Genomic DNA, 23,746 nt, shown 5'->3' with positions numbered 1-23,746 from the left:
GGCGGCGCTCAGTCGAGCCAGGTGCGCGTCAGCAGGTCGAGGTGGTGGTCCCTGCCCTTCGTGTCGGTGAAGCCCAGCACCGAACCCACCAGGCACTCGTCGTACGCGTGCGCCACGACGTCGACCAGCCGGGCGCCGTCGGACGGGAGCAGCACGTCGACCCGCCCGCCGCCGGCACCCGGCCCGACGTAGCGGAGCCTGCCCGACTCGCCCTCGAGGGAGACGGTCACGCGCTCGCCGTCGAGCCAGCCGACCCACTCGGCCGACCGCCCGTGCAGGAAGTCGGGGTAGGTGAAGAAGCCCAGCTCCACCACGCGTGCGCCGTCGTCTCCGCGGGAGAACCCTTGCGTCTCGGCGTCGGTGACGAGCGTGTCGAGCCGGTGGTCGAGCGTCGTCCAGGAGGCGCCGACGCCGGGGTCGTCCTTGCTCTCGCCCCCGTCGTCGATCGCGTCGGCCATGGAAGCCATGAGCCGGCGTGCGCGCTCCCGGAGCTCGCGATCCTGTGCGTCGAGGGTCGTGTGCCCGTTGCCTGTGCCCGACGACGGCGCGGCGGCCGAGCCGGTCAGCGTCGTGAGGGCGTTCGCGACAGACGGGGGGAGCGGGTCCATGCAGGTGCGGGCGGCGAGGTCGGGGCAGTCGGGCGTGCTCAGCGTGCCGTCCTCGCTCCGGAACACGACCCCGATCTGTCGGGTGTCGGAGACGTCAACGTCGATGCCGAACAGCCCGGCGGCCCACTGCGGACCGCTTCCCGCGCCCCCGGCGACCGTGAACGTCGGAACCCGGACGACGAGCGGTCCCTCGCCGGGGGAGCCGGTCGGACGCGCCGTCGTCCACAGGTACGGTGCGGCGCCCGGGTCGTCCCGCGGGGATGTTCCCCACGCGTAGACGCCACGACGGGCAGGTCCGGGTGCCACGAGCTCGACCCGGGCGTCGTCGGTGCTGCGGCTCGCGCTCACCGCGTCGTCCGAGTCGGCCTGGACGTGCAGCTCGCCGTCCGCCCACCAGACGGGCACGCCCTCCCAGGCTCCGAGGTCGACCTGGCCGAGCTCGTCGGCCGAGAGCCGCCCGGCAGCCGCGACCACGCCGGGTGCGAGCGGGCGGGGCGTCGGGGCGTTCGTCGGAGACGGCGTCGGCGTTCCGGTCGCGGTGGGGGGCGGGGCGGCCACGGCACCGTGCGGGGTGGGAGAGTCCCGCACGACGCCGCCCGCCACGACCGCGAGGACCGCGGCGCAGGCCAGGACGCCGCTGACGCCGGCGGTGACCGTGCGTCGTCGGACGCGGCGGCGGCCGTGCGCCAGGACGACGGCAGGATCGAGGGACATCGGGGGTACCGCTGCCTCGGCGCGGGCACGGAGCTCGTCGGCGGGGTCGGGGCCGGACGCGGTCATCGGGTCTCCTGCGGCTCGGGCTGCGACAGCGCCGCTCGCAGCGTGGCCAGGCTCCGGTGCGTCGTCGACTTCACGGTCCCGACGCTGACGCCGAGCGCCGCGGCGACCTCGGCCTCGGAAAGCCCGACGAGGTGCCGGAGCACCACGATCCGACGCTGTCGTGGTGTCAGAAGCGCGAGCGCGCGCACGAGCTCGTCGCGGTCGTGCGTGACGGTGTGCTCGTCCGCCCGGCCGCCCGCCTCGGGGAGGTCCTCGGGCGCGCTGAGGACCTCTCGACGCCGCCGCCGCCACGAGTCCGTCCGGAGGTTCATGAGCACCCGGCGCGCGTAGGCCAGCGGGTCTCCCCGGCTCGCGCTCGACCAGGCCGCGTACGTCCGGACGAGGGCGTGCTGCACGAGCTCCTCCGCCCGGTGGGCGTCCCCGCACAGGAACCACGCGGTGCGCAGCAGGGTCGGCGAGCTCTGCTCCACGAAAGCCGTGAACGCGGCGTCGCGCCCGTGGCGGTCGGGCTCGGCGTCGTCGGCGTCCGTGTCGTCGAGCACGACGACCTCGACGCTGCCGGTGGCGACGCCGCCGGACTGCCGCCTCGGGCGTCCTGAGCGTGGGGTGTGCGTCGCCATGGTGGTCACACCGTAGAAGACGTGCGTCAGCGCGGAAAGGTTGCCTCTTCGTCCGTTCCTCACGGATCGAGCCGTGACAGATGTCATGAGCGGCCCGTGACAGTCGTCGGTGCCGCTGACCTGCAGGTTCGCCCAGGATGGTGCCATGACCACACCGCAGGGGCCCCGAAGCCTCCCCACGACGCCCGCGCTCGCGCTGCACGGGCTGCACAAGCAGTTCTCGTCGCCGTCGGGCACCGTGCGTGCCGTGAACGGCATCGACCTCACGATCATGCCGGGCGAGGTCGTCGCGTTCCTCGGCCCGAACGGTGCCGGCAAGACCACGACCATCGACATGGTGCTCGGGCTGTCGCGGCCGTCGTCGGGCACGCTCGAGGTCTTCGGCCGCAGCCCGGAGGACGCGATCGCCGCGGGCCGCGTCGCCGCCGTCATGCAGACCGGCGGTCTGCTCCGCGACATCACGGTCGCCGAGACCGTCGAGCTCACCGCGTCGCTGTTCGGCCGCGCCGGGTCCCCGCTCCCGTACCTCGAGCGGGCCGGCATCGCCGACATCGCCGACCGCATGGTCGGCAAGTGCTCGGGCGGCCAGCAGCAGCGGCTGCGGTTCGCGATGGCGCTCGTCTCCGAGCCCGACCTGCTGCTGCTCGACGAGCCCACGACCGGCATGGACGTCGAGGGGCGCCGCGAGTTCTGGTCGGCGATCCGCCAGGACGCCGCGCACGGCCGCACCGTCGTGTTCGCGACCCACTACCTCGAGGAGGCGGACGCCTACGCGGACCGCATCGTCCTCGTCAGCCAGGGCCGGATCGTCGCCGACGGCTCCGCGGCCGAGGTCAAGAACCTCGCGTCGGGTCGCACGGTCACCGCGCTGCTCGACGCCGAGGCCGAGCCAGGCCACGTGCTCGACTCGATCCGGGCGCTCGACGGCGTCGACTCGGTCGAGGAGCGCGGGAACCGCATCATCGTCCGCACGTCGGACTCCGACACGGTGGCGCGCTACCTCCTCACGCGCACCAAGGCGCGCGACCTCGAGGTCACGGCCGAGAACCTCGAGGAGGCGTTCGTCGCGCTCACCTCGGCCCACCCGAACCAGGCTGCGCCGACAGAGCCGACAGCCGCGCCCGTCACCGCCACCGAAGGAGCACTCCGATGAGCACGCTCGCCACCGGCTCCGCGCCGACCCCCGCCCGGCCCGCACCGACCCGGATCGGCACCCCCGCCGCCCGCCGCGGTCTGAGCGCGACCTACCTGCGGCTCGAGATCCGCCGGTTCGTGCGCAACCGCCGCACCCTGGTCTTCTCGCTCATCATGCCGCCGGCGTTCTTCCTGATCTTCGGGACGGCATCCGACTACACCACCCAGAAGGCGGGCAACGGCAACGTCACGGCGTGGATCCTCGTCTCGATGGCGCTCTACGGCGCGCTGCTCACCGCCACCTCGGGCGGCGCGAGCGTGTCCGTCGAGCGCGCGCAGGGCTGGACCCGGCAGCTGCGCCTGACCCCCCTGCGCCCCTGGGCGTACGTCGTGACGAAGGTCGCCGCGACCATGACTCTCGGGGCCGTCTCCGTGCTCATCACGATGGGCGTGGGCCTCGCGCTCGGCAAGGCGCACATGCCGTTCTACGCCTGGATCCTCGCGCCGCTCATCGCCTGGGCGGGGTCGCTCGTGTTCGCCGCGTTCGGTCTCTTCATGGGCTACCTGCTCCCGTCCGAGAACGTCATGCAGATCCTCGGCCCCGTGCTCGCCCTCCTGTCCTTCGCCGGCGGTCTCTTCGTCCCCCTCGGGGACAACTGGTTCGCCGACGTCGCGAAGTTCGTCCCGACCTACGGGCTCGCCGAGCTCACCCGGGCGCCGCTCGGCGACGGCTTCTCGTGGCTCGCGGTCCTGAACGTGGTCGGGTGGGCGCTCGTCTTCGCGCTCGGCGCCGCGTGGCGGTTCCGCAAGGACACGGCGCGCGTGTGACCAGCCTGTTCTCCGGCGCGCGCACGCGGCCCACCACTACGGTGGGTCGCGTGAGCGTGCCTCTTGTCCCCGGGCCCGACGACGCCGACGACCGTCACGTCATGGGTCGCGCCGTGGCGGAGGCGATCGCGGGCCCGAACGCCACGGAGGACCGGCAACGCCGCGTGTGGCGGCTCATCGGGCCGCTGTTCGGCGCCGTGTGGGTCGTGTTCCTCAGCGAGCCGGCCCGCGAGTCGTGGGCGAACCCGGACCCGCTGCTGCGCTGGTGCGGCATCGTGGGCGTCGCGCTCAGCGCAGCCGGGTTCGTCATGTCCGTGTTCCTCCTGCGGCGCACCTTCGCGGAGGAGGGCCGGATCGCCCGACGGTGGGGCTTCGTCTCCGTCGCGATCCAGGTCGTCGGCGTCGTGCTCGCGTGCCTCGCCGCGCAGGAGCACGGCCTCGTCGGCACGGTGTTCATCAGCGTCTCGGCGATCTACCTGCTCCGCACGCCCCGGGCCCTCCTCGTCACGGTGGGCCTCGTGGTCGTCATGCTCGTCCTGCCACGCGTCGTCCCGGGCTGGGAACCCGAGGACGGCAACGTCGCGGCCCTCGTCCTCGCGACCCTCGCGACGTACGGCTTCGCCCAGCTCGTCGAACGCAACCATCAGCTCCAGCTGGCCCAGGAGGAGGTCGCTGCGCTCGCCGTCTCCCGCGAGCGCGAGCGCATCGCCCGCGACATGCACGACGTCCTCGGCCACTCGCTGACCGTGATCTCGGTGAAGTCCGAGCTCGCGGGGAGGCTCGTCGCGGCGGACCCGGGACGGGCGGCCGCCGAGGTCGCGGACATCCAGTCCCTGGCCCGGTCGGCGCTCGCGGACGTGCGGGGCATGGTCGCGGCGACGCGGCACGTCACGCTCGCGGGCGAGCTCGCCGCGGCTCGCCGCGCCCTCGACGCGGCGAGCATCGACGCGCAGCTCCCGGGCGCCGTCGACGCCGTCCCGGAGGACCTGCGCGAGCTGTTCGCGTGGGCGGTGCGCGAGGGCACCACGAACGTCCTGCGGCACGCGGCCGCCGGCCGTGTCGTGGTGACGCTCGCCCCCGACCGGATCGTCGTCGAGGACGACGGTCGCGGCGCGCAGCCCTGCCCCGACGACGACGGCGCACCCGGTCGTGCGTCGGCCCCCGGCTCCCCGGGGGATGCGCCGGGGCACGGGCTCGCCGGGCTCCGGGAACGCGCGGAGGCCGCGGGTGCGACCGTCGAGACGGGACCGAGCCCGCTCGGCGGGTTCCGTCTGGCCGTGCGCGCGGGGCGTCGGTCGGGCGGCGCGACAGGTGCGAGGATCGGGCGGTGACGATCAGGCTCCTCCTCGCCGACGACCAGGCGCTGGTCCGCGGCGCGCTCGCCGCCCTGCTCGACCTCGAGCCCGACCTCGAGGTGGTCGCCCAGGTGGGACGTGGCGACGAGGTCGTGACGGCGGCCCGTGACGCGCGCGCCGACGTCGCGCTGCTCGACGTCGAGATGCCGGGACTCGACGGCATCGGTGCCGCGGCGGCGCTGCGGCAGGGCTACCCCGACTGCCGGTCGCTCATCGTCACGACGTTCGGCCGTCCGGGGTATCTCCGCCGCGCGCTCGACGCGGGCGCCAGCGGGTTCGTCGTCAAGGACACCCCTGCCGAGCAGCTCGCGGACGCGGTCCGCCGGGTGCACGCGGGCCTGCGCGTCGTGGACCCCGACCTGGCGGTCGAGTCGCTCACGGTGGGGGAGAGCCCGCTCACCGAGCGCGAGCGCGACGTGCTCCTCCACGCGGCGGGCGGCGGCACGGTCGCCGAGATCGCGAAGGCCGCGTTCCTGTCCGAGGGGACGGTGCGCAACTACCTGTCGTCGGTGATCGGCAAGACCGGCGCCCGGACTCGCGCCGAGGCCGTCCGGATCGCCCAGGAGAACGGCTGGCTCTGACGCGTGCCCGAGGGTCCGGCGGTGGATGGGAGAATGGGGACGTGACAACCCCCACCTCGACCGTCAGCACGCTGCTGCCCCCGCTGCGCATCGGGCCGCACACGATCGACACCCCGGTCGTGCTCGCGCCCATGGCCGGCGTGACGAACAAGGCCTTCCGGACGCTGTGCCGCGAGCACGGCGCGGGCCTGTACGTCGCGGAGATGGTCACGAGCAGGGCGCTCGTCGAGCGGCACCCGGCCACCCTGCGCATCGTCACGTTCGACGAGGGTGAGTCGCCGCGCTCGGCCCAGGTGTACGGCGTCGACCCGGCGACCGTCGCGGGCGCCGTCCGGATCCTCGCCGCCGAGGGACTCGCCGACCACGTCGACCTCAACTTCGGCTGCCCGGTGCCCAAGGTCACCAAGCGGGGTGGCGGCGGCGCCCTGCCCTGGAAGCGTGAGCTCTTCACGCGGATCGTCGCGGGCGCCGTCGAGGCGGGCGGTGCGTACGGCGTCCCGGTCACCGTCAAGACCCGCAAGGGCATCGACGACGACCACCTCACCTACCTCGATGCGGGCCGCATCGCCGAGCGGGAAGGGGCGGCGGCCATCGCGCTGCACGCTCGCACCGTCGAGCAGCACTACTCGGGGACCGCCGACTGGGCCGCGATCGCGACCCTCAAGGAGACCGTCCGGACCATTCCCGTGCTCGGCAACGGCGACATCTGGTCCGCCGAGGACGCCGTCCGCATGGTCCAGGTGACGGGCGCCGACGGCGTCGTCGTCGGGCGCGGGTGCCAGGGGCGGCCCTGGCTGTTCGCCGACCTCGCGGCCGCGTTCGCCGGATCCGACGTGCGGCTCCGCCCCGGGCTGCGCGAGGTCGCCGACACCATCTACCGGCACGGCGAGCTGCAGGTCGAGTACTGGGAGGACGAGGGCAAGGGCATGCGCGACCTGCGCAAGCACATGGCCTGGTACCTCAAGGGGTACGCCGTCGGCGGCGAGGCAAGGGCGTCGCTCGCGCTCGTGTCGACGCTCGCCGAGCTGCGTGAGCGCCTCGACGCGCTCGACCTCGACCAGCCGTACCCCGGCGAGGGTGCCGAGGGGCCGCGCGGGCGCTCCGGCACGCCCAAGACGGCGCACCTGCCCTACGGGTGGCTGGACTCGCGCGAGCTCACGCCCGCGCACCGCCAGCAGCTCGTCGAGGCGGAGCTGAGCGTCTCCGGCGGCTGACCCCGACCCCGCGAAGTAGTACGGCGGCCGGTATACCTCGCGAGGTATACCGGCCGCCGTACTACTTCGCGGGGTGGGGAGCTCGTCAGGCGCGGTACCAGACCGTCGTGTCCGAGGGGACCGCGGTCGCGCCCGCGTCCTGCGTCAGCTCGCCCGACGCGACCAGGATCTCTGCCCCCGCCGGGAGGGTGACCGCGGCCCCACCCAGGTTCGCCAGCACGACGACGTCGCGGTTGCGCAGCGCGACGACGTGCGGGTCGTGGGCGAAGACGCCGAGCCAGGTCAGGTCGCCCGTGCCGAGGTGCTCGGCCTTCCGGACCCGCAGCGCGGTCCGGTAGAGGTCGAACGTCGACCCCGGGGTGGCGCGCTCGACGTCGGCCGCGTGCGCCGCATACGACGCCGGCTGCGGGAGCCAGGCCGCGCCGTCGGGCGAGAAGCCGTACGCAGGGGCGTCCGCCTCCCACGGCATGGGGATGCGACAGCCGTCGCGACCCGCCTCGGCGCCGCCGGTGCGGAAGAACGCGGGGTCCTGGCGGACGGCGTCGTCGAGGCTCGTGTGGTCGGGCAGGCCCAGCTCCTCGCCCTGGTAGACGTAGGACGAGCCGGGCAGGCCGAGCATGAGGAGGCTGGCGGCGCGGGCACGGCGCAGGCCGAGCTCGGCGTCGGGCTGCGGGTCGCTCGCGAAGAGGCCGTTCGGGCGGTGCTCCGGCTCGGCGAGGCCGAGGCGCGAGGCGTGCCGGACGACGTCGTGGTTGGACAGCACCCAGGTGGTGGGCGCGCCGACCGCGTCGTTGGCCCGGAACGACGCCTCGACGACGCCGCGCAGACGCGCCGCGTCCCAGCCTGCGACGAGGAACGAGAAGTTGAACGCCTGATGCATCTCGTCGGCGCGCACGTAGCGCGCGAGGCGCGAGAGCGGCTCGACCCAGGCCTCGGCGACCATGGCGCGGTCGCCGTCGTAGGAGTCGAGGATGCGGCGCCAGGCACGGTAGATCTCGTGCACGCCGTCCTGGTCGAACATCGGGCCGGAGTTCCCGGAGCCGTTCACAGCGTCGGTCCCGTCGGTCCCGTCGGTCCCGTCGGCTCCGTCGACCATCGCGACGTGGCCGTCCCAGTCGGGCAGCCCGTCGGCCTTGACCATGCCGTGCGCGACGTCGACGCGGAAGCCGTCGACGCCGCGGTCGAGCCAGAACCGCAGGACGTCCTCGAACTCGGAGCGGACCTCGGGGTTGGACCAGTCGAGGTCGGGCTGGGAGGAGTCGAACAGGTGCAGGTACCACTGGCCCGGCGTGCCGTCGGCCCGGGTGGTCCGCGTCCAGGCAGGCCCGCCGAAGATCGACTGCCAGTTGTTCGGCGGCTCCTCGCCACCCGTGCCCCGGCCCTCGCGGAACAGGTAGCGCCCGCGCTCGGGCGAGCCCTCGTCCGCGGCGAGCGCGGCCTGGAACCAGACGTGCTGGTCCGAGGTGTGGTTGGGCACGAGGTCGACGACGACCCGTACGCCGCGCGCGTGCGCCGCCTCGAGCAGTACGTCGAAGTCGTCGAGCGTGCCGAACAGCGGGTCGACGTCGCGGTAGTCGGCGACGTCGTAGCCGGCGTCCTTCTGCGGCGAGCGGTAGAACGGCGAGAGCCAGAGCGCGTCGACGCCGAGCTCGACGAGGTGGTCGAGGTGCGCGGTGATGCCGGGCAGGTCGCCGACGCCGTCGCCGTTCGCGTCGGCGAACGACCGCGGGTAGACCTGGTAGATCACGGCGTCGCGCCACCAGCTGCCCTCGGCCACGCCGGCCGCGTGCACGGTGACGGCATCGGTCGCGGACGTGGGCGCCGTCGTCGAATCGATTCGGGTCATGGGAGGTGCAGTCCTCGCATCATCGGGGGAGGTGGGGTGTCTCGCAGAGCGGACACTCCGGCAAGACTCGCATGTACGTTGCAGCATCCTTGCACGGGCTCGCCCCCGCTCGTCAACCCGGGCCCGACGGCGCCCGCCGCCCCGCGTCGGGGCGGCGGGTGTCGAGCGGGGTCGGGCGGTCAGCCCACGGGCGCTGCGACCGGGGCGCTGCCCGTGGACTCGCGCACGACGAGCTCGGGCTGGAAGAGCAGCTCGCTCCGAGGCGCCCGGTCGCCGGAGATCTCGGTCAGCAGCGCGGCCACCGCGGCTCGTCCCATGGCAGCGACCGGCTGGCGCACCGTCGTCAGCGGCGGGTCCGTGAACGCGATGAGGGGCGAGTCGTCGTAGCCGACGACGGACATGTCGGCCGGGACGGAGTGCCCGCGTGCCCGGACCGCGCGCGTCACGCCGAGCGCCATGAGGTCGCTCGCGCAGACGACCGCGGTGTGCCCGCTCGCGAGCAGCTCGTCGGCGGCGGCCTGGCCGCCCTCGAGGGTGAAGAGGGTGTTGACCACGTGCGTGCGCGCCTCGGCCTCGTCGGCCGCGAGGCCGTGCTGGACGAGCGCACGCACGAAGCCGTCCTGCTTGCGCTGCGTCGGGACGAACCGCGTGGGCCCGGCCGCGAGGCCGATCCGGCGGTGCCCCAGGCTCACCAGGTGACGCACCGCGAGCTCGGCAGCCTGGGTGTCGTCGGCCGAGACGAACGGCGCGTCGATGCCGTCGGCGTAGCCGCCCACGAGGACGATCGGCATCCCGCGCTCGCGCAGTCGCACGTACCGGTCGCGGCCGGCCTGCGTGTCGGCGTGGAGCCCGGAGACGAAGACGATGCCGTCCACCCCGTGCTCCATGAGGATCTCGACGTACTCGTCCTCGGTGGTGCCGCCGGGGGACTGCGTGCACAGCACGGGGGTGTAGCCGGCGTCCGCGAGGTGGTCCTCGATGACCTGGGCGAAGGCGGGGAACACCGGGTTGACGAGCTCTGGCACGACGAGGCCGATGAGCCCGGCCGACCGGTGCTTGAGCCGTTCGGGGCGCTCGTAGCCGAGCTGGTCGAGCGCCGAGAGCACGGCCTGGCGGGTCTCGCGCGAGACGTTGGCCTTGCCGTTCAGGACGCGCGAGACCGTCGCGGTGCTCACGCCCGCGAGCTGGGCCAGGTCTGCAAGACGGGTACGCACGGGTACGAGCGTAGTGGGCCGGCGCACAGGACCTCCTCGTCGCTGGGATGTGGCCGGTCTCGTGACCTGCGCACGTGGCCCGCCGTCGTCGGGGGGCGCTTGACTGCAACGAAACTGTAACGACGGCAGCCCAGTTGCTGCAAGCGGTTGCACAGACCGGCACCTGTCACCTACGGTCATGCCATCCGAGGCCGACGGCGGCGTGTGCTTGCCGAGCGGCCGCACACCGACCTCGATTGGGAGACACACCGATGCGACGGAGCATCTTCTCGGCGACGGCGGTCGCCCTCGGCGCCGCCCTCGCGCTCACCGCCTGCTCGTCGGGCGACTCGGGCAGCGGCGACAAGCCCTCCACGCCGTCGGCGGCGGCCACGACCGACGCGCCGAAGCTCACGGGCACCCTCACGATCTGGACCGACGAGACCCGCATCGACGTGTTCAAGAAGCTGGGCCAGGAGTACCAGCAGCAGTCGGGCGTCAAGGTCTCGGTCGTCCAGAAGGCGTCTGCCGACATCCGCGCCGACTTCGTCAAGCAGGAGCCGACCGGTCAGGGCCCGGACATCATCATCGGCGCCCACGACTGGACCGGGCAGCTCGTCACCAACGGCACCGTGCAGCCGATCGAGCTCGGTGACAAGGCGAGCGAGTTCTCGCCCGTGACGGTCTCCGCCTTCACCTACGACGGCCAGGTCTACGGCGTGCCCTACGCGATCGAGAACATCGCGCTCGTCCGCAACAACAAGCTCGCGGACAGCACACCCGACTCGCTCGACGCCCTGATCGCCCAGGGCAAGCAGATCGAGGCCAAGGACTCCAAGGTCAAGTACCCGTTCGTCGTCCAGCAGGGCAAGGACGGGGACCCGTACCACCTGTACCCGCTGCAGACGTCGTTCGGCGCACCCGTCTTCAAGCAGAACGACGACGGCTCCTACACCGACACCATCGCGATGGGCGGCGACAACGGGCACAAGTTCGCGGAGTATCTCGCCAAGCTCGGTAAGGCCGGCGTCCTCGACACCGCGATCGACTCGCAGAAGGCCACCGACGCCTTCAGCAAGGGCCAGACGCCGTACATCATCACGGGCCCGTGGAACACGCCGGCGTTCAAGAAGGCCGGACTCGACATCACCGTCCTGCCGGTCCCGAGCGCGGGTGGCGAGAAGTCCAACCCGTTCGTGGGCGTGCAGGGAGCGTTCATCAGCGCCAAGGCGCAGAACCCGATCGTGGCGAACGACTTCGTGACGAACTTCCTCGGCTCCGAGGCCGTCCAGACCGAGCTGTACACGGCCGGTCAGCGCATGCCGGCCCTCACGGCCGCGGCCGACAAGGTCGACGACCCGATCATCAAGGGCTTCACCGCCGCCGCCGGCACGACGCCGATGCCGTCGATCCCGGCCATGGACTCCGTGTGGGCCTTCTGGGGCACGACCGAGGCGCAGATCATCTCCGGCTCGGCCAAGAACCCGGACTCCGCGTGGGACACCATGATCAAGAACATCCAGGCGGCCATCGACAAGTCGAAGGGCTGACACCGGCGGACCGGCCGGCCCCGCACGGCCGGGGCCGGCCGGTCTCGCACGATCCTCACTGCTTCCGCGCCCGGGACGGCGACGTCGCCGTCCCGGGCGCGGCCCGGCGGTGGACCCCACGCATCGCACGAAAGAGACGACGATGACCGAGCAGACGCTCGCCCCCCGCTCCCCGGACGTCGCACCGGGCGACGGTGGCAGCGACGGCCCCGCCCCGCGGCCGACCGTCCCCCCGCGCCCGGAGTCCCACGCCCGACGGTTCAGCCCCGGCTGGATCGCCAAGCTGATCCTCGTCGGGCTCGTCGACGCCCTCGGCGTGTACGGCATCATCGCCGCCGCCGGCGTCGAGAGCTGGTGGATCGTCGCGTTCCTCGTGGCGGCCCTGGCCGTCGTCAACTGGGCGTACTTCTCTCGCCGCGCGGTGCCGGCGAAGTACCTGGTCCCCGGCCTGCTCTTCCTGCTCGTGTACCAGCTCTTCGTGATGGCGTACACGGGGTACATCGCGTTCACGAACTACGGCGACGGGCACAACTCGACCAAGTCCGACGCGATCTCCGCGATCGAGACCCAGAACCAGGAGCGTCTGCCCGACTCCCCGGCCTTCCCGGTCGCGGTGGTGACGCGCGGCGACGAGCTGGGATTCGCCGTCGTGCAGGACGGGAAGGCCGAGGTCGGGACCGCCGACGACCCGCTGGCGCCGGTCGACGGCGCGACCGTGCAGGCCGGCAAGGTCACCGCCGTGCCGGGCTGGACCGTGCTCTCGTTCGCCGACATCGCGGGGCGTGCGGAGGCCGTCACCGCCCTCGCCGTGCCGGTGTCCGACGACGCCGGTGACGGCACCCTGCGCACCCAGAACGGCTCGGTCGCGTACGTCTTCTCACCCGTCATGCAGTACGACGCGAAGACGGACACGTTCACGAACACCAAGACCGGTGTCACCTACACGCCGTCCGACCACGGCAACTTCGTGTCGGCCAAGGGCGAGAAGCTCGAGCCGGGCTGGCGGGTCACCGTCGGCTGGGAGAACTTCACGACGATGTTCACCGACTCCCGGCTGTCGGGGATCTTCCTCAAGGTCACGCTGTGGACGTTCGCGTTCGCGTTCCTGTCGGTGGCGACGACGTTCTTCCTCGGACTCTTCCTCGCGCTCGTCTTCAACGACCCGCGGGTGCGCGGTCGCAAGATCTACCGGTCGCTGCTGATCCTCCCGTACGCGTTCCCAGGCTTCCTCGCGGCGCTCGTGTGGAGCGGCATGCTGAACTCGAAGTTCGGGTTCGTGAACCAGGTGCTCCTGGGCGGGGCGAACATCGACTGGCTCGGCGACCCGTGGCTCGCGAAGCTGTCGGTGCTCGGCGTGAACCTCTGGCTCGGGTTCCCGTACATGTTCCTGATCTGCACGGGCGCGCTGCAGTCCATCCCGGGCGACGTCATGGAGTCCGCGCGCATGGACGGCGCCGGAGCCTGGCGAGCGTTCCGCTCGATCACCCTGCCGCTGCTCATGGTCAGCGTCGCGCCGCTGCTGATCTCGAGCTTCGCCTTCAACTTCAACAACTTCACGCTCATCTACCTGCTGACGGGCGGTGGCCCGGACTTCGTCGGGGCGCCCGTGCCGGTCGGCAGCACGGACATCCTCATCTCGATGGTCTACTCGGTGGCCTTCGGCACCGGCTCCAACGACTACGGCCTCGCGAGCGCCGTCTCCATCCTCATCTTCATCGTCGTCGGCGTGATCTCCTGGATCGGCTTCCGGCGGACGCGCACCCTCGAGGAGCTCTGACATGGCTGCCATCGACCCGACCGTCGCCTCGACCACCGGCGGCACTGGCGGCACCGGCGACGCCGGCAGGCCCGCGGGACGCGTCAACGACACCCGCCTGCGCGGCCGACGCTGGTGGAAGGAGGTCGGCTGGCGCCACGTGGTGGGCGTCGTCGTCATCGTCTACTGCGTCCTGCCGCTGCTGTACGTGCTCTCGGCCGCCCTCAACCCGAACGGCAGCCTGACCGGCTCGAACGACCTCTTCTCGACGGTCAGCCTGTCCAACTTCGGGGAGCTCTTCGGTCGCGGGTTCGGCGGGTGGGCGGTCAACTCCCTCGTGATCTGCGTCGTCACGGCGATCGGCACCGTGCTCATGGGTGCCGCGGCCGCGTACGCGTTCTCGCGCTACCGCTTCCGCGGGCGGCGCTCGACGCTGACCGGGCTGCTGCTGGTCCAGATGTTCCCGCAGATGCTCGCCGCGGTCGCGATCTTCCTCCTGCTCCTGCAGCTCAAGGACGTGTTCCCGGTCCTGGGGCTCAACTCGATCCCCGGCCTGATCGCGGTGTACCTGGGCGGGGCGCTCGGCGTGAACACGTTCCTGCTCTACGGGTTCTTCAACACGGTGCCCAAGGAGCTCGACGAGGCCGCGCGCATCGACGGCGCGAGCCACGCCCAGGTCTTCTGGACGATCATCATGCCGCTCGTGACGCCGATCCTCGTGGTCGTCGGGCTGCTGTCCTTCATCAGCACCTACGGCGAGTTCTTCATCGCGAGCACCGTGCTCCAGTCGAACTCGAAGTTCACGCTCGCGATCGGGCTGTACCAGTGGGCGTCGGACGAGCGGAACGCCCCGTGGGGCCTGTTCGCGGCGGGCGCGGTGCTCGCGGCGATCCCGGTGATCCTGCTGTTCCTCTTCCTGCAGAAGTACATCGTCGGGGGCCTGACCTCCGGGTCGGTCAAGGGATGAGCGCCCCGACCACGAGCGCGTCCGCGCCGGCGGGAGTCGGCAGCGGTCGCGCCGGACGGACGCGCCTGCTGACGGACTCCCCGCACCATGACGGCTCCGAGGCGTACGTCCCCGCGGGCACGCCCGCGCTCGGCGACGCCGTCCCCGTCCGCGTCCGGGTGCCGCACGGGCCGGGCGCGCCGGGCGACGACGACGTGTGGGTGCGCGTGGTGCAGGACGGCGAGCCGCTCCTCGTCCAGGCGCGGCCCGAGCGCCGCGACGAGCACGAGACGTGGTTCGTCGCCGACGTCGTCGCGCACAACCCCGTGACCTCCTACCGCTTCTTCCTCGGGCCCTCGACCCGGCCCGGCGGGCACCGGTGGCTCACGGGCCGCGGCGTCGCGGCGCGCGACGTCCCGGACGTGTCGGACTTCCGGCTCAGCACCCACGAGCCGGCGCCGGAGTGGGGGACGGGGTCGTTCGTCTACCAGGTCTTCCCGGACCGTTTCGCGCGGTCGGCCCGCGCCGACGCGCACGAGGCGCCCGAGTGGGCCGAGCCGCGGGCGTGGGGCGACCCTGTCGACGGCTTCGGCCCGGGCGCCGGGCGGCAGCTCTACGGCGGGGACCTGTGGGGCGTCGCGGAGCACCTCGACCACCTCGAGCGGCTCGGTGTGGACGTCCTGTACCTGACGCCGACGTTCCCGGGTCGCTCCAACCACCGCTACGACGCGACGACGTTCGACCGGGTCGACCCGCTGCTGGGCGGCGACGAGGCGTTCGCCGCCCTGGCCCGCGCCGTGCACGCCCGCGGCATGCGGATCATGGGCGACCTCACGACCAACCACACGGGCGTCGGGCACGAGTGGTTCCGCCGCGCGCTCGCCGAGCCGCGCTCGCCGGAACGCGACTACTACTACTGGACGCCCGACGGGCACGTCGGGTGGCTCGGCCACGCGAGCCTGCCGAAGCTCGACCACGGCGCGCCGGGCCTCGCGGACCGCCTGGTGCGCGGCCCGGGCTCCGTCGTCGGGCGCTGGCTCGCGGGGTCCGACGACGACCCGGACGCCGGTCTCGACGGCTGGCGGATCGACGTGGCCAACATGACGGGCCGGTACCGCGACGCGGACCGCGCGCACGCCGTGGCCCGGGAGATCCGGACGACGATGGCGCAGGTGCGTCCCGACGCGCTCCTGGTCGGGGAGCACTTCCACGACTCCGGTGCCGACGCGCAGGGCGACGGCTGGCACGCCGTCATGAACTACTCCGCCTTCACGCGGCCGCTGTGGTCGTGGCTGGTGCCGCAAGGCGCGGTGCGCTCGCTCGAGCTGCCCGGGCCGATCGCCCGCCGTGACGGCCGCGCGACCGTCGCGACGATGCGGGAGTTCGCGTCCGCGGTGCCGTGGGCGGTCACGCGGTCGCAGTGGAACATGCTGGCCTCGCACGACACGCCGCGCCTGCGGACCGTCGCCGGATCGGCCGACCTCGCGCATGCCGCGGCGACGATGCTCTTCACCTACCCGGGCACGCCGGTCGTGTTCGCGGGCGACGAGCTGGGCCTCGAGGGCCGCAACGGCGAGGAGTCGCGCACGCCGATGCCCTGGGACCGGCCCGGCGACCGGGACGAGGCGACGTTCGCGCACTACGCGACGCTCGCCCGCCTCCGGCGCTCGAGCCGCGCGCTCCGTGAGGGCGGGCTGCGCTGGGTCATGGTCGACGACGACGCCGTCGCGTACGTGCGCGAGTCCGCCGACGAGCGCGTGCTCGTCCTCGTGGCGCGCGCGCCCTGGCCGGGGGCGCACCTGCCCGCGGGCACCGTCCTCGGCGGCGAGGCCCCCGAGACGCTGCTCGGAGGCACGCCGCTCCGGGTGTCCGGGACCGGCGCCGACCGCGTGCTCGAGCTGCCGGGCGACGGACCCGCCGCGCACGTGTGGCGGCTCGCGTGACCGCTCCCGAGGTGCTGGTCGCCGGGCCGGCGTCGTGGAACGAGATCGTCCACCTCGACGCGCTCCCGGACGCCGTGCTGCACACGGTCTTCGCGAACCGCTCGTACCGGACGGTCGGCGGCACGTCCGCGGGCAAGGCCCTCAACCTTGCCGCACTCGGCCGCCGCGTCCTGCTGCGCACCGTCCTCGGCGACGACGACGCCGGGCGGGCCGTGCGAGACGCGCTCGCCGTCCCCGGCCTCGAGCTGGCCGACGCCCCGTCCTCGGACGGGGCCACCGAACGACACCTCAACCTCATGGGAGCGGGGTCGGAACGACTGTCCGTGTACCTGCACGCGCCGTCGGACGCGCCCACGACCGACCCGGGCTGGGACCGGACGCTGGCCGCGCTCGAGGAGGCGCGCGCCGTCGTCGTCGACCTCGCACCGCACGCGGAGCCGCTGCTCGGCGAGGCCGCCCGGCGCGGCGTCGCGGTATGGGCGGACGTCCACGACTGGGACGGCCGGAGCGCGTTCCACCGTCCGTGGGTCGACGGGGCCACGTACCTGTTCCTCAGCTCCGAGCGGCTGTCCGGGTACCGGGAACTCATGGCCGAGCGCGTCGCTGCGGGTGCGCGGCTCGTCGTGTGCACGCACGGCGCCGACGGCGCGACCGCCCTCGACGCCACCGGACGGTGGCACGAGGTCGACGCGGTCCCGGTCGAGCGGGTCGTCGACACCAACGGCGCCGGCGACGGCTTCGTCGCCGGCTTCCTCGACGCGCACCTCGACGGCGCCGACGTCCGCGAGGCGCTCGCGGCGGCGGCCCGGCACGCGGCCCGCGTCGTGACGAGCGAGGCCCTCGCTCCGGCATGATGGGCGGGTGAGCGGACCAGGCCTCGCCGCCGTCGACCGGGTCCGGGACGCGTGCGCCGTGAACGTCCGCGGCAACTGGGACGACTTCCTGCCGCGGACGCCGTCGGACGCGAGCGCAGGGATGCGCTGGTGGCACGACGAGCTGCGACCCGACCAGCGCGACTGGCTGGGCGGGCTCCCGCTGAGCCACGACCTCGTGCTCAGCGGGCGACGGGCCGACGCCCGACCTCGTCGGCTACGGCGACATCCACGCGGTCTACGTCGAAGAGCGCGACGGGCGCACGCTCCTCAACGTGGGGAGCGTCGGCAACCCGCTCGACGAGCCCGTGCCGAGCTACGTCGTGCTGTCCGGCGAGCTCGGCTCGGCCGAGGAGAGGCCGTTCGGCCTGGAGATCGTCCGGGTGCCGTACGACGTGGAGGCAGAGGTCGAGGTCGCGCACGCACTGGGCATGCCGGAGACCGCGCCGTGGGAGGTCGAGCTGTGCACCGGCGTCTACCGAGGCCTCCGTCGGAACCCGCCGCGACCGATCTGACGGTGCGCACCGGCGACGTCGTTAAGGTGTGACCGTGCACACCAACCCGCTGCGTCCCGCCGCCGGGGCCCCCGTGGCGGGCTACGACGACGCCGCCGAGGAGCGCTGGCTCCCCGAGCCCCCCAAGTCGAGCGCCCGGACCGCCTTCGAGCGCGACCGCGCGCGCCTCGTCCACTCGTCCGCGCTGCGCCGCCTCGGCGCCAAGACGCAGGTGCTCGGTCCGGGCACCGACGACTTCGTCCGCACCCGCCTCACCCACACGCTCGAGGTGGCCCAGGTGGGCCGCGAGCTCGGCAAGGCGCTCGGCTGCGACCCCGACGTCGTCGACAGCGCGTGCCTCGCGCACGACCTCGGCCACCCGCCGTTCGGGCACAACGGCGAGCGCGCGCTCGCCGAGGTCGCCGCCGGCATCGGCGGGTTCGAGGGCAACGCCCAGACCCTGCGCCTCCTCACCCGGCTGGAGCCGAAGCGCGTCGCGCCCGACGGCCGGTCGGTGGGCCTCAACCTGACGCGTGCGACCCTCGACGCCGCGACCAAGTACCCGTGGGGCCCGGGGGAGGGTCCGCTGCGTCCCGACGGCACCCCGACACCCAAGTTCGGCGTGTACGACGACGACCGCGAGGTCTTCGCGTGGCTCCGGGCGGGCGTTCCCGGCGGTCCCGACAGCCACGCGCGCTGCATCGAGGCCGACGTCATGGACCTCGCCGACGACATCGCCTACAGCGTCCACGACGTCGAGGACGCCGTCGTCGGCGGGCGCCTGGACCTCGCGGTGCTCGTGGAGGAGGAGGCGCGCACGCGGGTCGTCGAGGCCGTCCACGCCTGGTACGGGCGCCAGCTCGACGCCGCCGCGCTCGAGGCGGCCCTCGACCGCCTGCTCGCCACGGGTGACCTCGTCACCGGGTTCGACGGGTCCCGCCGCGCGCTCGCGACCCTCAAGGACGCCACCAGCCAGCTCATCGGCCGCTTCAGCCGGTCCGCCCAGCACGCCACCCGCGAGGCGTACGGCGAAGGGCGCCTCACCCGCTACGCCGCGCGGCTCGTGGTCCCCGACGAGACGACCGCCGAGATCCTCGTGCTCAAGGGCGTCGCGGTCGCGTACGTCATGGCGCCCCGCGAGGCGGAGCCGCTGTACCGGCGCCAGCGCGAGATCATCGCCGACCTCGCGCGCGTCCTGCTCGACCGGGCGCCGTCGGCGCTCGAGCCCCACTTCGCCGAGGACTTCGACGCGGCGCCCGACGACGCGGCCCGGCTGCGCGTCGTCGTCGACCAGGTCGCGTCCCTCACCGACCTGTCCGCGATGCAGCTCCACGCACGACTCGTCCGGGCCTGACCCGGTCCCGCCCTCGACCCCCTCGGAGGACCCGTGCACGCCGTCCTGTGGACCGCCCTCGGTGTCACGCTCGCCACCTGGCTGCTCGCCGTCGTCACGCGCGACGCGTCCTGGGTGGACCGGATCTGGTCGGTTGTGCCCGTCGCCTACGCCTGGATCTTCACCGGCACGGGCGGCTGGGACGCGCGGGCGGTGCTCGTGTCGGTCCTCGTCACGTGCTGGGGTGCGCGCCTCACGTTCAACTTCGCGCGCAAGGGCGGGTACAGCGGGACCGAGGACTACCGGTGGCCCGTCCTGCGGCGTCGGATGAAGCCGTGGCAGTGGCAGCTCTTCCTCCCGCTGTTCGTCTCGGGCTTCCAGAACGCCCTGCTCGTCGCCATCACGCTCCCGGTGTGGAGCATGGGCCGCGTCGGAGACTACGGCTGGACGGCGTACGCGCCGATCGAGTCCGTCACCCCGGGTGTGCTGCGTCCGATCGGCGCATGGGACGTGCTGCTGGTCGTGCTCTTCGTCCTGTTCTTGGCGGGAGAGACGTGGGCCGACCAGCAGCAGTGGACGTTCCACCGCCGCAAGCACGCCGCCGCGGCCCGGGGCGAGACCGTCGAGCCCGGGTTCCTCGACACCGGGCTCTTCCGGTACTCGCGCCACCCCAACTTCTTCTGCGAGCAGGCGCAGTGGTGGGTCGTGTGGCTGTTCGCCGTCGTCGCGCGCGGTCAGGACTGGGGCTGGACGGTGCTCGGCGCGGTCGCGCTCACGGGCCTGTTCGTCGGGTCGACACGGTTCACCGAGTCGCTGTCGTCGGCCAAGTACCCGGCGTACGCGGACTACCGGCGCCGGACGTCGATGCTCGTCCCGTGGTGGCCGCGCCGGGCTGCTGCCGCCTGAAGGCCGGTCGCGTGGCCGTCGGCCGTCGGCCGTCAGGCGCGGGTCGGCGAGTCCTCATACTCGACGTACGCCGCCTCCACCGAGCAGGCCCGGCAGCGGAACCACCAGACGACGGCCGCCCAGGTGCCGTAGTCGGTGCGGCGTGGCTCGAGGTCGACGATCGGGTGCTCGCACATGGCGACTCCTTCGAGGATGACGGGGGCACCGGCGATCTTCGCGCACGACACCCACACGAGAGGTCACGGACAGCAGGAGAGACGGATCCCGTGTGCCGTTCGTGACCTCTCGTGCCGCTCAGCTCGCGTCGGTCGCCATCCACGCGTCGGACGCCCGCTGGACGTCCGCTGCGGTGATCTCGGGTGCGACGTGGACGAAGAACCAGCGGTGACCGAACGGGCAGCGCAGCTCGGACTGCCGGAAGCCCTCGAACCAGTCGGCCGGCTCGGCCACGGCCGTCGCGCCCGCGGCGACGGCGCGCGCGAACGTCGCGTCGACGTCGTCGGCGCTGGACAGGTTCACGGTGAACGACACCGGCACGAACCCCGCCGGGTCGGGCGCCACCGACGAGCCGGCGAACGCCGCCGCGACCGTGAACGTCGAGCCCCCGAGGGTCAGGTCCGAGTGGATGATCGTCTCGCCCGCGGTGATCTCGTCGATCACCTCGGCGCCGAACGCCGCCACGTAGTAGTCGATGGCCGCGCGGGCGTCGGTCACAGTCAGGTTCGGGTGCAGGGTGGAGTTCTGCATGGTCGTCTCCTCGGCGTCGTCGGAACGGTACGTCTCCATGCTCGTGTGGGCGCCACCTGGCAGTCTTGCAGGAATGCGACAGGTGTTCGACGACGTCCCGACCGCCCCCGAGGCGGGCGCAGGCGGCGCGCGCTCGACCGACGGCATCGTCGACCCGACAGGGGCACGCGCCTGGTTCACCCTCGACCGCCGCTCCCCGTCGGCCGACCTCGCGGACGTCGTCGGCTGGTACTGGGTGAGCCACTGGAACCTGGGCGAGCGGTCCCACGTCCAGCCGGTCATCGCGCACCCCGTGGTGAACGTCGTCGCCGAGCCGCACGGCTTCGCGGCGCACGGCTTCGTCCCGGGCGTCGACGAGCGCCGCCTCACCGGCCACGGGGTCGCCGTCGCAGCGATGCTCCGCCCGGGCGCCTTCGCGGTGCTGAGCGGTGGTGAGACCCTCGCACCGGGACCGCGCGCCGCGCCGGGCATGGTGGCGCGGACCCTGGCCGCGGCCGTCGTCCTCGGTCCCGCAGCGGACGCGGTCGGGGCGGCCGCGGTGGAGGACGGCCTGGAGAGCCGGGTCGACGACGCCGTCGCGCGTCTCGACGACCTGCTGCGCCCCGTGGTCGCGGCGCGCCGCGCGGCACCGGCCGCCCGGCGCGCGTGGCGCGACCTCGAGCTGGTGACGGCCGCCGCCGAGGCCGCACGCGACGCCGTCGGGCCGGGGGAGACGGTCGACGTGCTCGCGCGGCACCTCGCGGTCTCCGTACGGGGACTGCAGCGCGCGTTCGAGCGGATCGTCGGCGTCGGGCCCAAGTGGGTGCTGCAACGCCAGCGGGTGCACCGTGCCGCCGAGCTCCTCGCCGTCGACCCGGCCCAGGACCTCGCGGCGCTCGCGGAGGATGTCGGCTACTACGACCAGGCGCACTTCACCCGCGACTTCGTGACGGCGACCGGCACGACGCCCGGGGCGTACGCGCGCCGGTGCGCGGCGAGCCTCGCGGCGCTCGGGCCCGGACGGGTCGCCGACGGCGGAGGTCCGGTACGGGCCGGCCGCGGGCTGGGGACCGTCGGCGCGAGCCCGTCCGCGCGCACCTAGGATGAGGGGGTGGCAGGCCGGATCCGACGCGAGGACGTGGACGCCGTCCGCGACCGCACGCGGATCGAGGAGATCGTCGGCCAGCACGTGACGCTGCGCCCTGCCGGGGTCGGCTCGATGAAGGGTCTGTGCCCCTTCCACGACGAACGCACCCCGTCCTTCCACGTGCGGCCCCAGGTGGGCCGCTGGCACTGCTTCGGCTGCGGCGAGGGCGGTGACGTCATCTCGTTCGTGCAGAAGGTCGACGGCCTCGGGTTCACGGAGGCCGTCGAGTACCTCGCCGGTCGGGTCGGGATCCAGCTCCGTTACGAGGACGGCGGCGGCCCGCGCACGCGCGAGGAGCCGGGCCGTCGGCAGCGCCTGCTCGACGCGAACCGCCAGGCGTCGGCCTACTACACGGAGCAGCTCGTCAGTCCCGGAGCCGCCGCGGCGCGCGCTTTCCTGGCCGAGCGCAGCTTCGAGCGCGCCGACGCGGAGACGTTCGGCGTCGGGTTCGCGCCGCAGGGCTGGGACAACCTGCACCGCCACCTGCGCTCGAAGGGCTTCACGGACGCCGAGCTCCTCGCGGCCGGCCTCGTCACGCAGGGCCAGCGCGGCGTGTACGACCGGTTCCGCGGCCGCCTGATCTGGCCGATCCGCGACGTCACGGGGGAGGTCGTGGGCTTCGGCGCGCGCCGCCTGTTCGACGAGGACCAGGGCCCCAAGTACCTCAACACCCCCGAGACGACGCTCTACAAGAAGTCGCAGGTCCTCTACGGGATCGACCTCGCGAAGCGGGAGATCGCCAAGCAGCGCCGGGCGGTCGTCGTCGAGGGCTACACCGACGTCATGGCCGCGCACCTGTCGGGGGTGACGACGGCGGTCGCGACGTGCGGCACGGCGTTCGGCTCGGACCACGCCCGGATCGTGCGGCGGCTGCTCGGCGACACGTCCGCGGGGGGCGGGGTCCAGCTCGCGAGCGGGCAGTCCGTCGGCGGCGAGGTCATCTTCACGTTCGACGGCGACGCCGCCGGCCAGAAGGCCGCGCTGCGAGCCTTCGGCGAGGACCAGCGCTTCTACGCCCAGACCTTCGTGGCCGTCGAGCCCACCGGCAAGGACCCGTGCGAGCTGCGGCTCGCGGGCGGCCCCGAGGCGGTCCGCGCCCTCGTGGACGGACGTCTGCCGCTGTTCGAGTTCGTCGTCCGCTCGACCATCGCGCGCTACGACCTCGCGACCCCGGAGGGCCGGGTGGGGGCCCTGCGCGAGGCGGCGCCCGTCGTCGCCGGCATCCGGGACACGGCGCTCAGGCCCGAGTACGCACGGCTCCTCGCCGGGTGGCTCGGGATGGACTCCGACACGGTGCGCCGGGCCGTGTCCTCGGCCAAGCCCCCGCGCCTCGCGCCGGAGCGGGTCGAGAGCGGGCGCGACGCCGGGGCCCGGGGGGCGTCGTCGGGCACGACGGAGACCGTGGCGCCGCCCGCGCCAACCCTCGTGCGGCCCAACCCGCGCGACCCCGTCGCGGCGCGCGAACGGCAGGCGCTCGAGGTGGTCCTGCAGGTCCCGCACGCGCTCGACGCCGCGATGTTCGACGCGCTCGGACCCGAGACGTTCGCGGTCCCCGCGTGGCGTGCCGTGCACGACGCCGTCCGCGCAGCCGGGGGACTGGCCGCGGCTGCGGGGCAGCCCGAGTCGGCGTGGGTGGAGCTCGTGGGGGAGCAGGCGCCCGAACCGGTCCGTCCGCTCGTCACCGAGCTCGCCGTGACGCCGCTGCCCGCGGACCGTCCCGAGGCCCTGGCCTCGTACGCGCAGGGCGTCGTCCGGTCGCTCGTCGACCTCGGCCTCACCCGGCAGATCGCCGACCTGCGGGGACGCCTGCAGCGCACCGACCCGACGGCCGACGCGGAGGCCTATGCCCGGACGTTCCAGGAGCTGCTCGCCGTCGAGCAGCAGCGGCGCGTGCTGCGGGAGTCCGTGGCCTGA

21 protein-coding genes are annotated in these 23,746 nt (G+C 73.5%); 15 read left to right on the top strand and 6 right to left on the bottom strand.

What is annotated here, in order from left to right; genetic code table 11:
• Nucleotides 1–8: 8 nt before the first annotated feature.
• Both KDY119_RS10870 and KDY119_RS10865 read right to left on the bottom strand, forming a co-directional pair.
• The gene (locus KDY119_RS10870) at nucleotides 9–1,388 is read right to left on the bottom strand and encodes a hypothetical protein (protein WP_153022297.1); all 1,380 of its coding nucleotides are present in this window, start codon (nucleotides 1,386–1,388) and stop codon (nucleotides 9–11) included.
• Complete coding sequence (locus tag KDY119_RS10865; RefSeq protein ID WP_083890796.1) at nucleotides 1,385–2,008, bottom strand: SigE family RNA polymerase sigma factor; 624 nt, start codon at nucleotides 2,006–2,008, stop codon at nucleotides 1,385–1,387. The genes KDY119_RS10870 and KDY119_RS10865 overlap by 4 nt, the downstream gene beginning before the upstream one ends.
• Nucleotides 2,009–2,153: 145 nt before the next feature.
• On the opposite strand from KDY119_RS10865, the gene KDY119_RS10860 reads away from it, so the two are divergent.
• Genes KDY119_RS10860 through dusB form a run of 5 tightly spaced genes read left to right on the top strand, consistent with a single transcriptional unit; the run spans nucleotide 2,154 to nucleotide 7,120 of the window.
• Entirely contained in the window at nucleotides 2,154–3,161 is a 1,008-nt protein-coding gene (locus tag KDY119_RS10860) for an ABC transporter ATP-binding protein (RefSeq protein ID WP_036949676.1), read from the top strand.
• The gene (locus tag KDY119_RS10855) at nucleotides 3,158–3,970 is read left to right on the top strand and encodes an ABC transporter permease (protein ID WP_083890797.1); all 813 of its coding nucleotides are present in this window, start codon (nucleotides 3,158–3,160) and stop codon (nucleotides 3,968–3,970) included. The genes KDY119_RS10860 and KDY119_RS10855 overlap by 4 nt, the downstream gene beginning before the upstream one ends.
• A gap of 50 nt (nucleotides 3,971–4,020) precedes the next feature.
• The gene (locus tag KDY119_RS10850; protein ID WP_148284125.1) at nucleotides 4,021–5,301 is read left to right on the top strand and encodes a sensor histidine kinase; all 1,281 of its coding nucleotides are present in this window, start codon (nucleotides 4,021–4,023) and stop codon (nucleotides 5,299–5,301) included.
• Nucleotides 5,298–5,906, top strand: a complete 609-nt coding sequence (locus KDY119_RS10845) for a response regulator transcription factor (RefSeq protein WP_036949678.1) — start codon at nucleotides 5,298–5,300, stop codon at nucleotides 5,904–5,906. The genes KDY119_RS10850 and KDY119_RS10845 overlap by 4 nt, the downstream gene beginning before the upstream one ends.
• Before the next feature lie 41 nt (nucleotides 5,907–5,947).
• The gene (dusB, locus tag KDY119_RS10840; RefSeq protein WP_265576707.1) at nucleotides 5,948–7,120 is read left to right on the top strand and encodes a tRNA dihydrouridine synthase DusB; all 1,173 of its coding nucleotides are present in this window, start codon (nucleotides 5,948–5,950) and stop codon (nucleotides 7,118–7,120) included.
• An 85-nt stretch (nucleotides 7,121–7,205) separates the two neighbouring features.
• Here the strand turns inward: dusB and KDY119_RS10835 are convergent, their stop codons facing one another.
• Together KDY119_RS10835 and KDY119_RS10830 are read right to left on the bottom strand one after the other, a co-directional pair.
• Entirely contained in the window at nucleotides 7,206–8,966 is a 1,761-nt protein-coding gene (locus tag KDY119_RS10835) for a glycoside hydrolase family 13 protein (protein WP_036949686.1), read from the bottom strand.
• A 179-nt stretch (nucleotides 8,967–9,145) separates the two neighbouring features.
• Nucleotides 9,146–10,180: a LacI family DNA-binding transcriptional regulator gene (locus tag KDY119_RS10830; protein WP_036949688.1), complete on the bottom strand. Its 1,035-nt coding sequence runs from the start codon at nucleotides 10,178–10,180 to the stop codon at nucleotides 9,146–9,148.
• Between the two features lie 251 nt (nucleotides 10,181–10,431).
• Here KDY119_RS10830 and KDY119_RS10825 point away from each other — a divergent pair, with 251 nt between their 5' ends.
• The 8 genes from KDY119_RS10825 (at nucleotide 10,432) to KDY119_RS10790 (ending at nucleotide 19,959) form a co-directional block, all read left to right on the top strand.
• A complete protein-coding gene (locus KDY119_RS10825; RefSeq protein ID WP_036949691.1) occupies nucleotides 10,432–11,709 on the top strand; it encodes a sugar ABC transporter substrate-binding protein in 1,278 nt (425 codons plus the stop codon).
• Nucleotides 11,710–11,851: 142 nt separating this feature from the next.
• Nucleotides 11,852–13,486, top strand: a complete 1,635-nt coding sequence (locus tag KDY119_RS10820) for an ABC transporter permease subunit (RefSeq protein WP_036949693.1) — start codon at nucleotides 11,852–11,854, stop codon at nucleotides 13,484–13,486.
• Between the two features lies 1 nt (nucleotide 13,487).
• Nucleotides 13,488–14,432, top strand: coding sequence for a sugar ABC transporter permease (locus KDY119_RS10815; protein ID WP_083890798.1), 945 nt, complete (start codon nucleotides 13,488–13,490; stop codon nucleotides 14,430–14,432).
• Nucleotides 14,429–16,354 (top strand): glycoside hydrolase family 13 protein, encoded by a 1,926-nt coding sequence (locus KDY119_RS10810; protein WP_194174176.1) that lies wholly within the window; start codon nucleotides 14,429–14,431, stop codon nucleotides 16,352–16,354. The genes KDY119_RS10815 and KDY119_RS10810 overlap by 4 nt, the downstream gene beginning before the upstream one ends.
• Nucleotides 16,351–17,208: a carbohydrate kinase family protein gene (locus tag KDY119_RS10805; protein WP_036950676.1), complete on the top strand. Its 858-nt coding sequence runs from the start codon at nucleotides 16,351–16,353 to the stop codon at nucleotides 17,206–17,208. The genes KDY119_RS10810 and KDY119_RS10805 overlap by 4 nt, the downstream gene beginning before the upstream one ends.
• A 293-nt stretch (nucleotides 17,209–17,501) precedes the next feature.
• The gene (locus KDY119_RS10800; protein ID WP_051136485.1) at nucleotides 17,502–17,741 is read left to right on the top strand and encodes a hypothetical protein; all 240 of its coding nucleotides are present in this window, start codon (nucleotides 17,502–17,504) and stop codon (nucleotides 17,739–17,741) included.
• A 34-nt stretch (nucleotides 17,742–17,775) separates the two neighbouring features.
• Nucleotides 17,776–19,074: a deoxyguanosinetriphosphate triphosphohydrolase gene (locus KDY119_RS10795; protein ID WP_407657396.1), complete on the top strand. Its 1,299-nt coding sequence runs from the start codon at nucleotides 17,776–17,778 to the stop codon at nucleotides 19,072–19,074.
• A 33-nt stretch (nucleotides 19,075–19,107) separates the two neighbouring features.
• Nucleotides 19,108–19,959 (top strand): DUF1295 domain-containing protein, encoded by an 852-nt coding sequence (locus KDY119_RS10790; protein WP_051136486.1) that lies wholly within the window; start codon nucleotides 19,108–19,110, stop codon nucleotides 19,957–19,959.
• A gap of 32 nt (nucleotides 19,960–19,991) precedes the next feature.
• Here the strand turns inward: KDY119_RS10790 and KDY119_RS10785 are convergent, their stop codons facing one another.
• A complete protein-coding gene (locus KDY119_RS10785) occupies nucleotides 19,992–20,135 on the bottom strand; it encodes a hypothetical protein (RefSeq protein ID WP_153022296.1) in 144 nt (47 codons plus the stop codon).
• A gap of 118 nt (nucleotides 20,136–20,253) precedes the next feature.
• A complete protein-coding gene (locus KDY119_RS18870; RefSeq protein WP_194174173.1) occupies nucleotides 20,254–20,706 on the bottom strand; it encodes a VOC family protein in 453 nt (150 codons plus the stop codon).
• Nucleotides 20,707–20,788: 82 nt separating this feature from the next.
• On the opposite strand from KDY119_RS18870, the gene KDY119_RS10775 reads away from it, so the two are divergent.
• A complete protein-coding gene (locus KDY119_RS10775) occupies nucleotides 20,789–21,787 on the top strand; it encodes an AraC family transcriptional regulator (protein ID WP_194174171.1) in 999 nt (332 codons plus the stop codon).
• 9 nt (nucleotides 21,788–21,796) lie between these two features.
• A complete protein-coding gene (gene dnaG, locus KDY119_RS10770; protein WP_153022294.1) occupies nucleotides 21,797–23,746 on the top strand; it encodes a DNA primase in 1,950 nt (649 codons plus the stop codon).

It is taken from the genome of Luteimicrobium xylanilyticum (assembly GCF_009429125.1).
GTDB classification, from domain to species: Bacteria; Actinomycetota; Actinomycetes; order Actinomycetales; family Cellulomonadaceae; genus Luteimicrobium; species Luteimicrobium xylanilyticum.
Note: the sequence above shows the minus strand (reverse complement) of the source record. Positions and strands in the feature narration are given on the sequence as shown.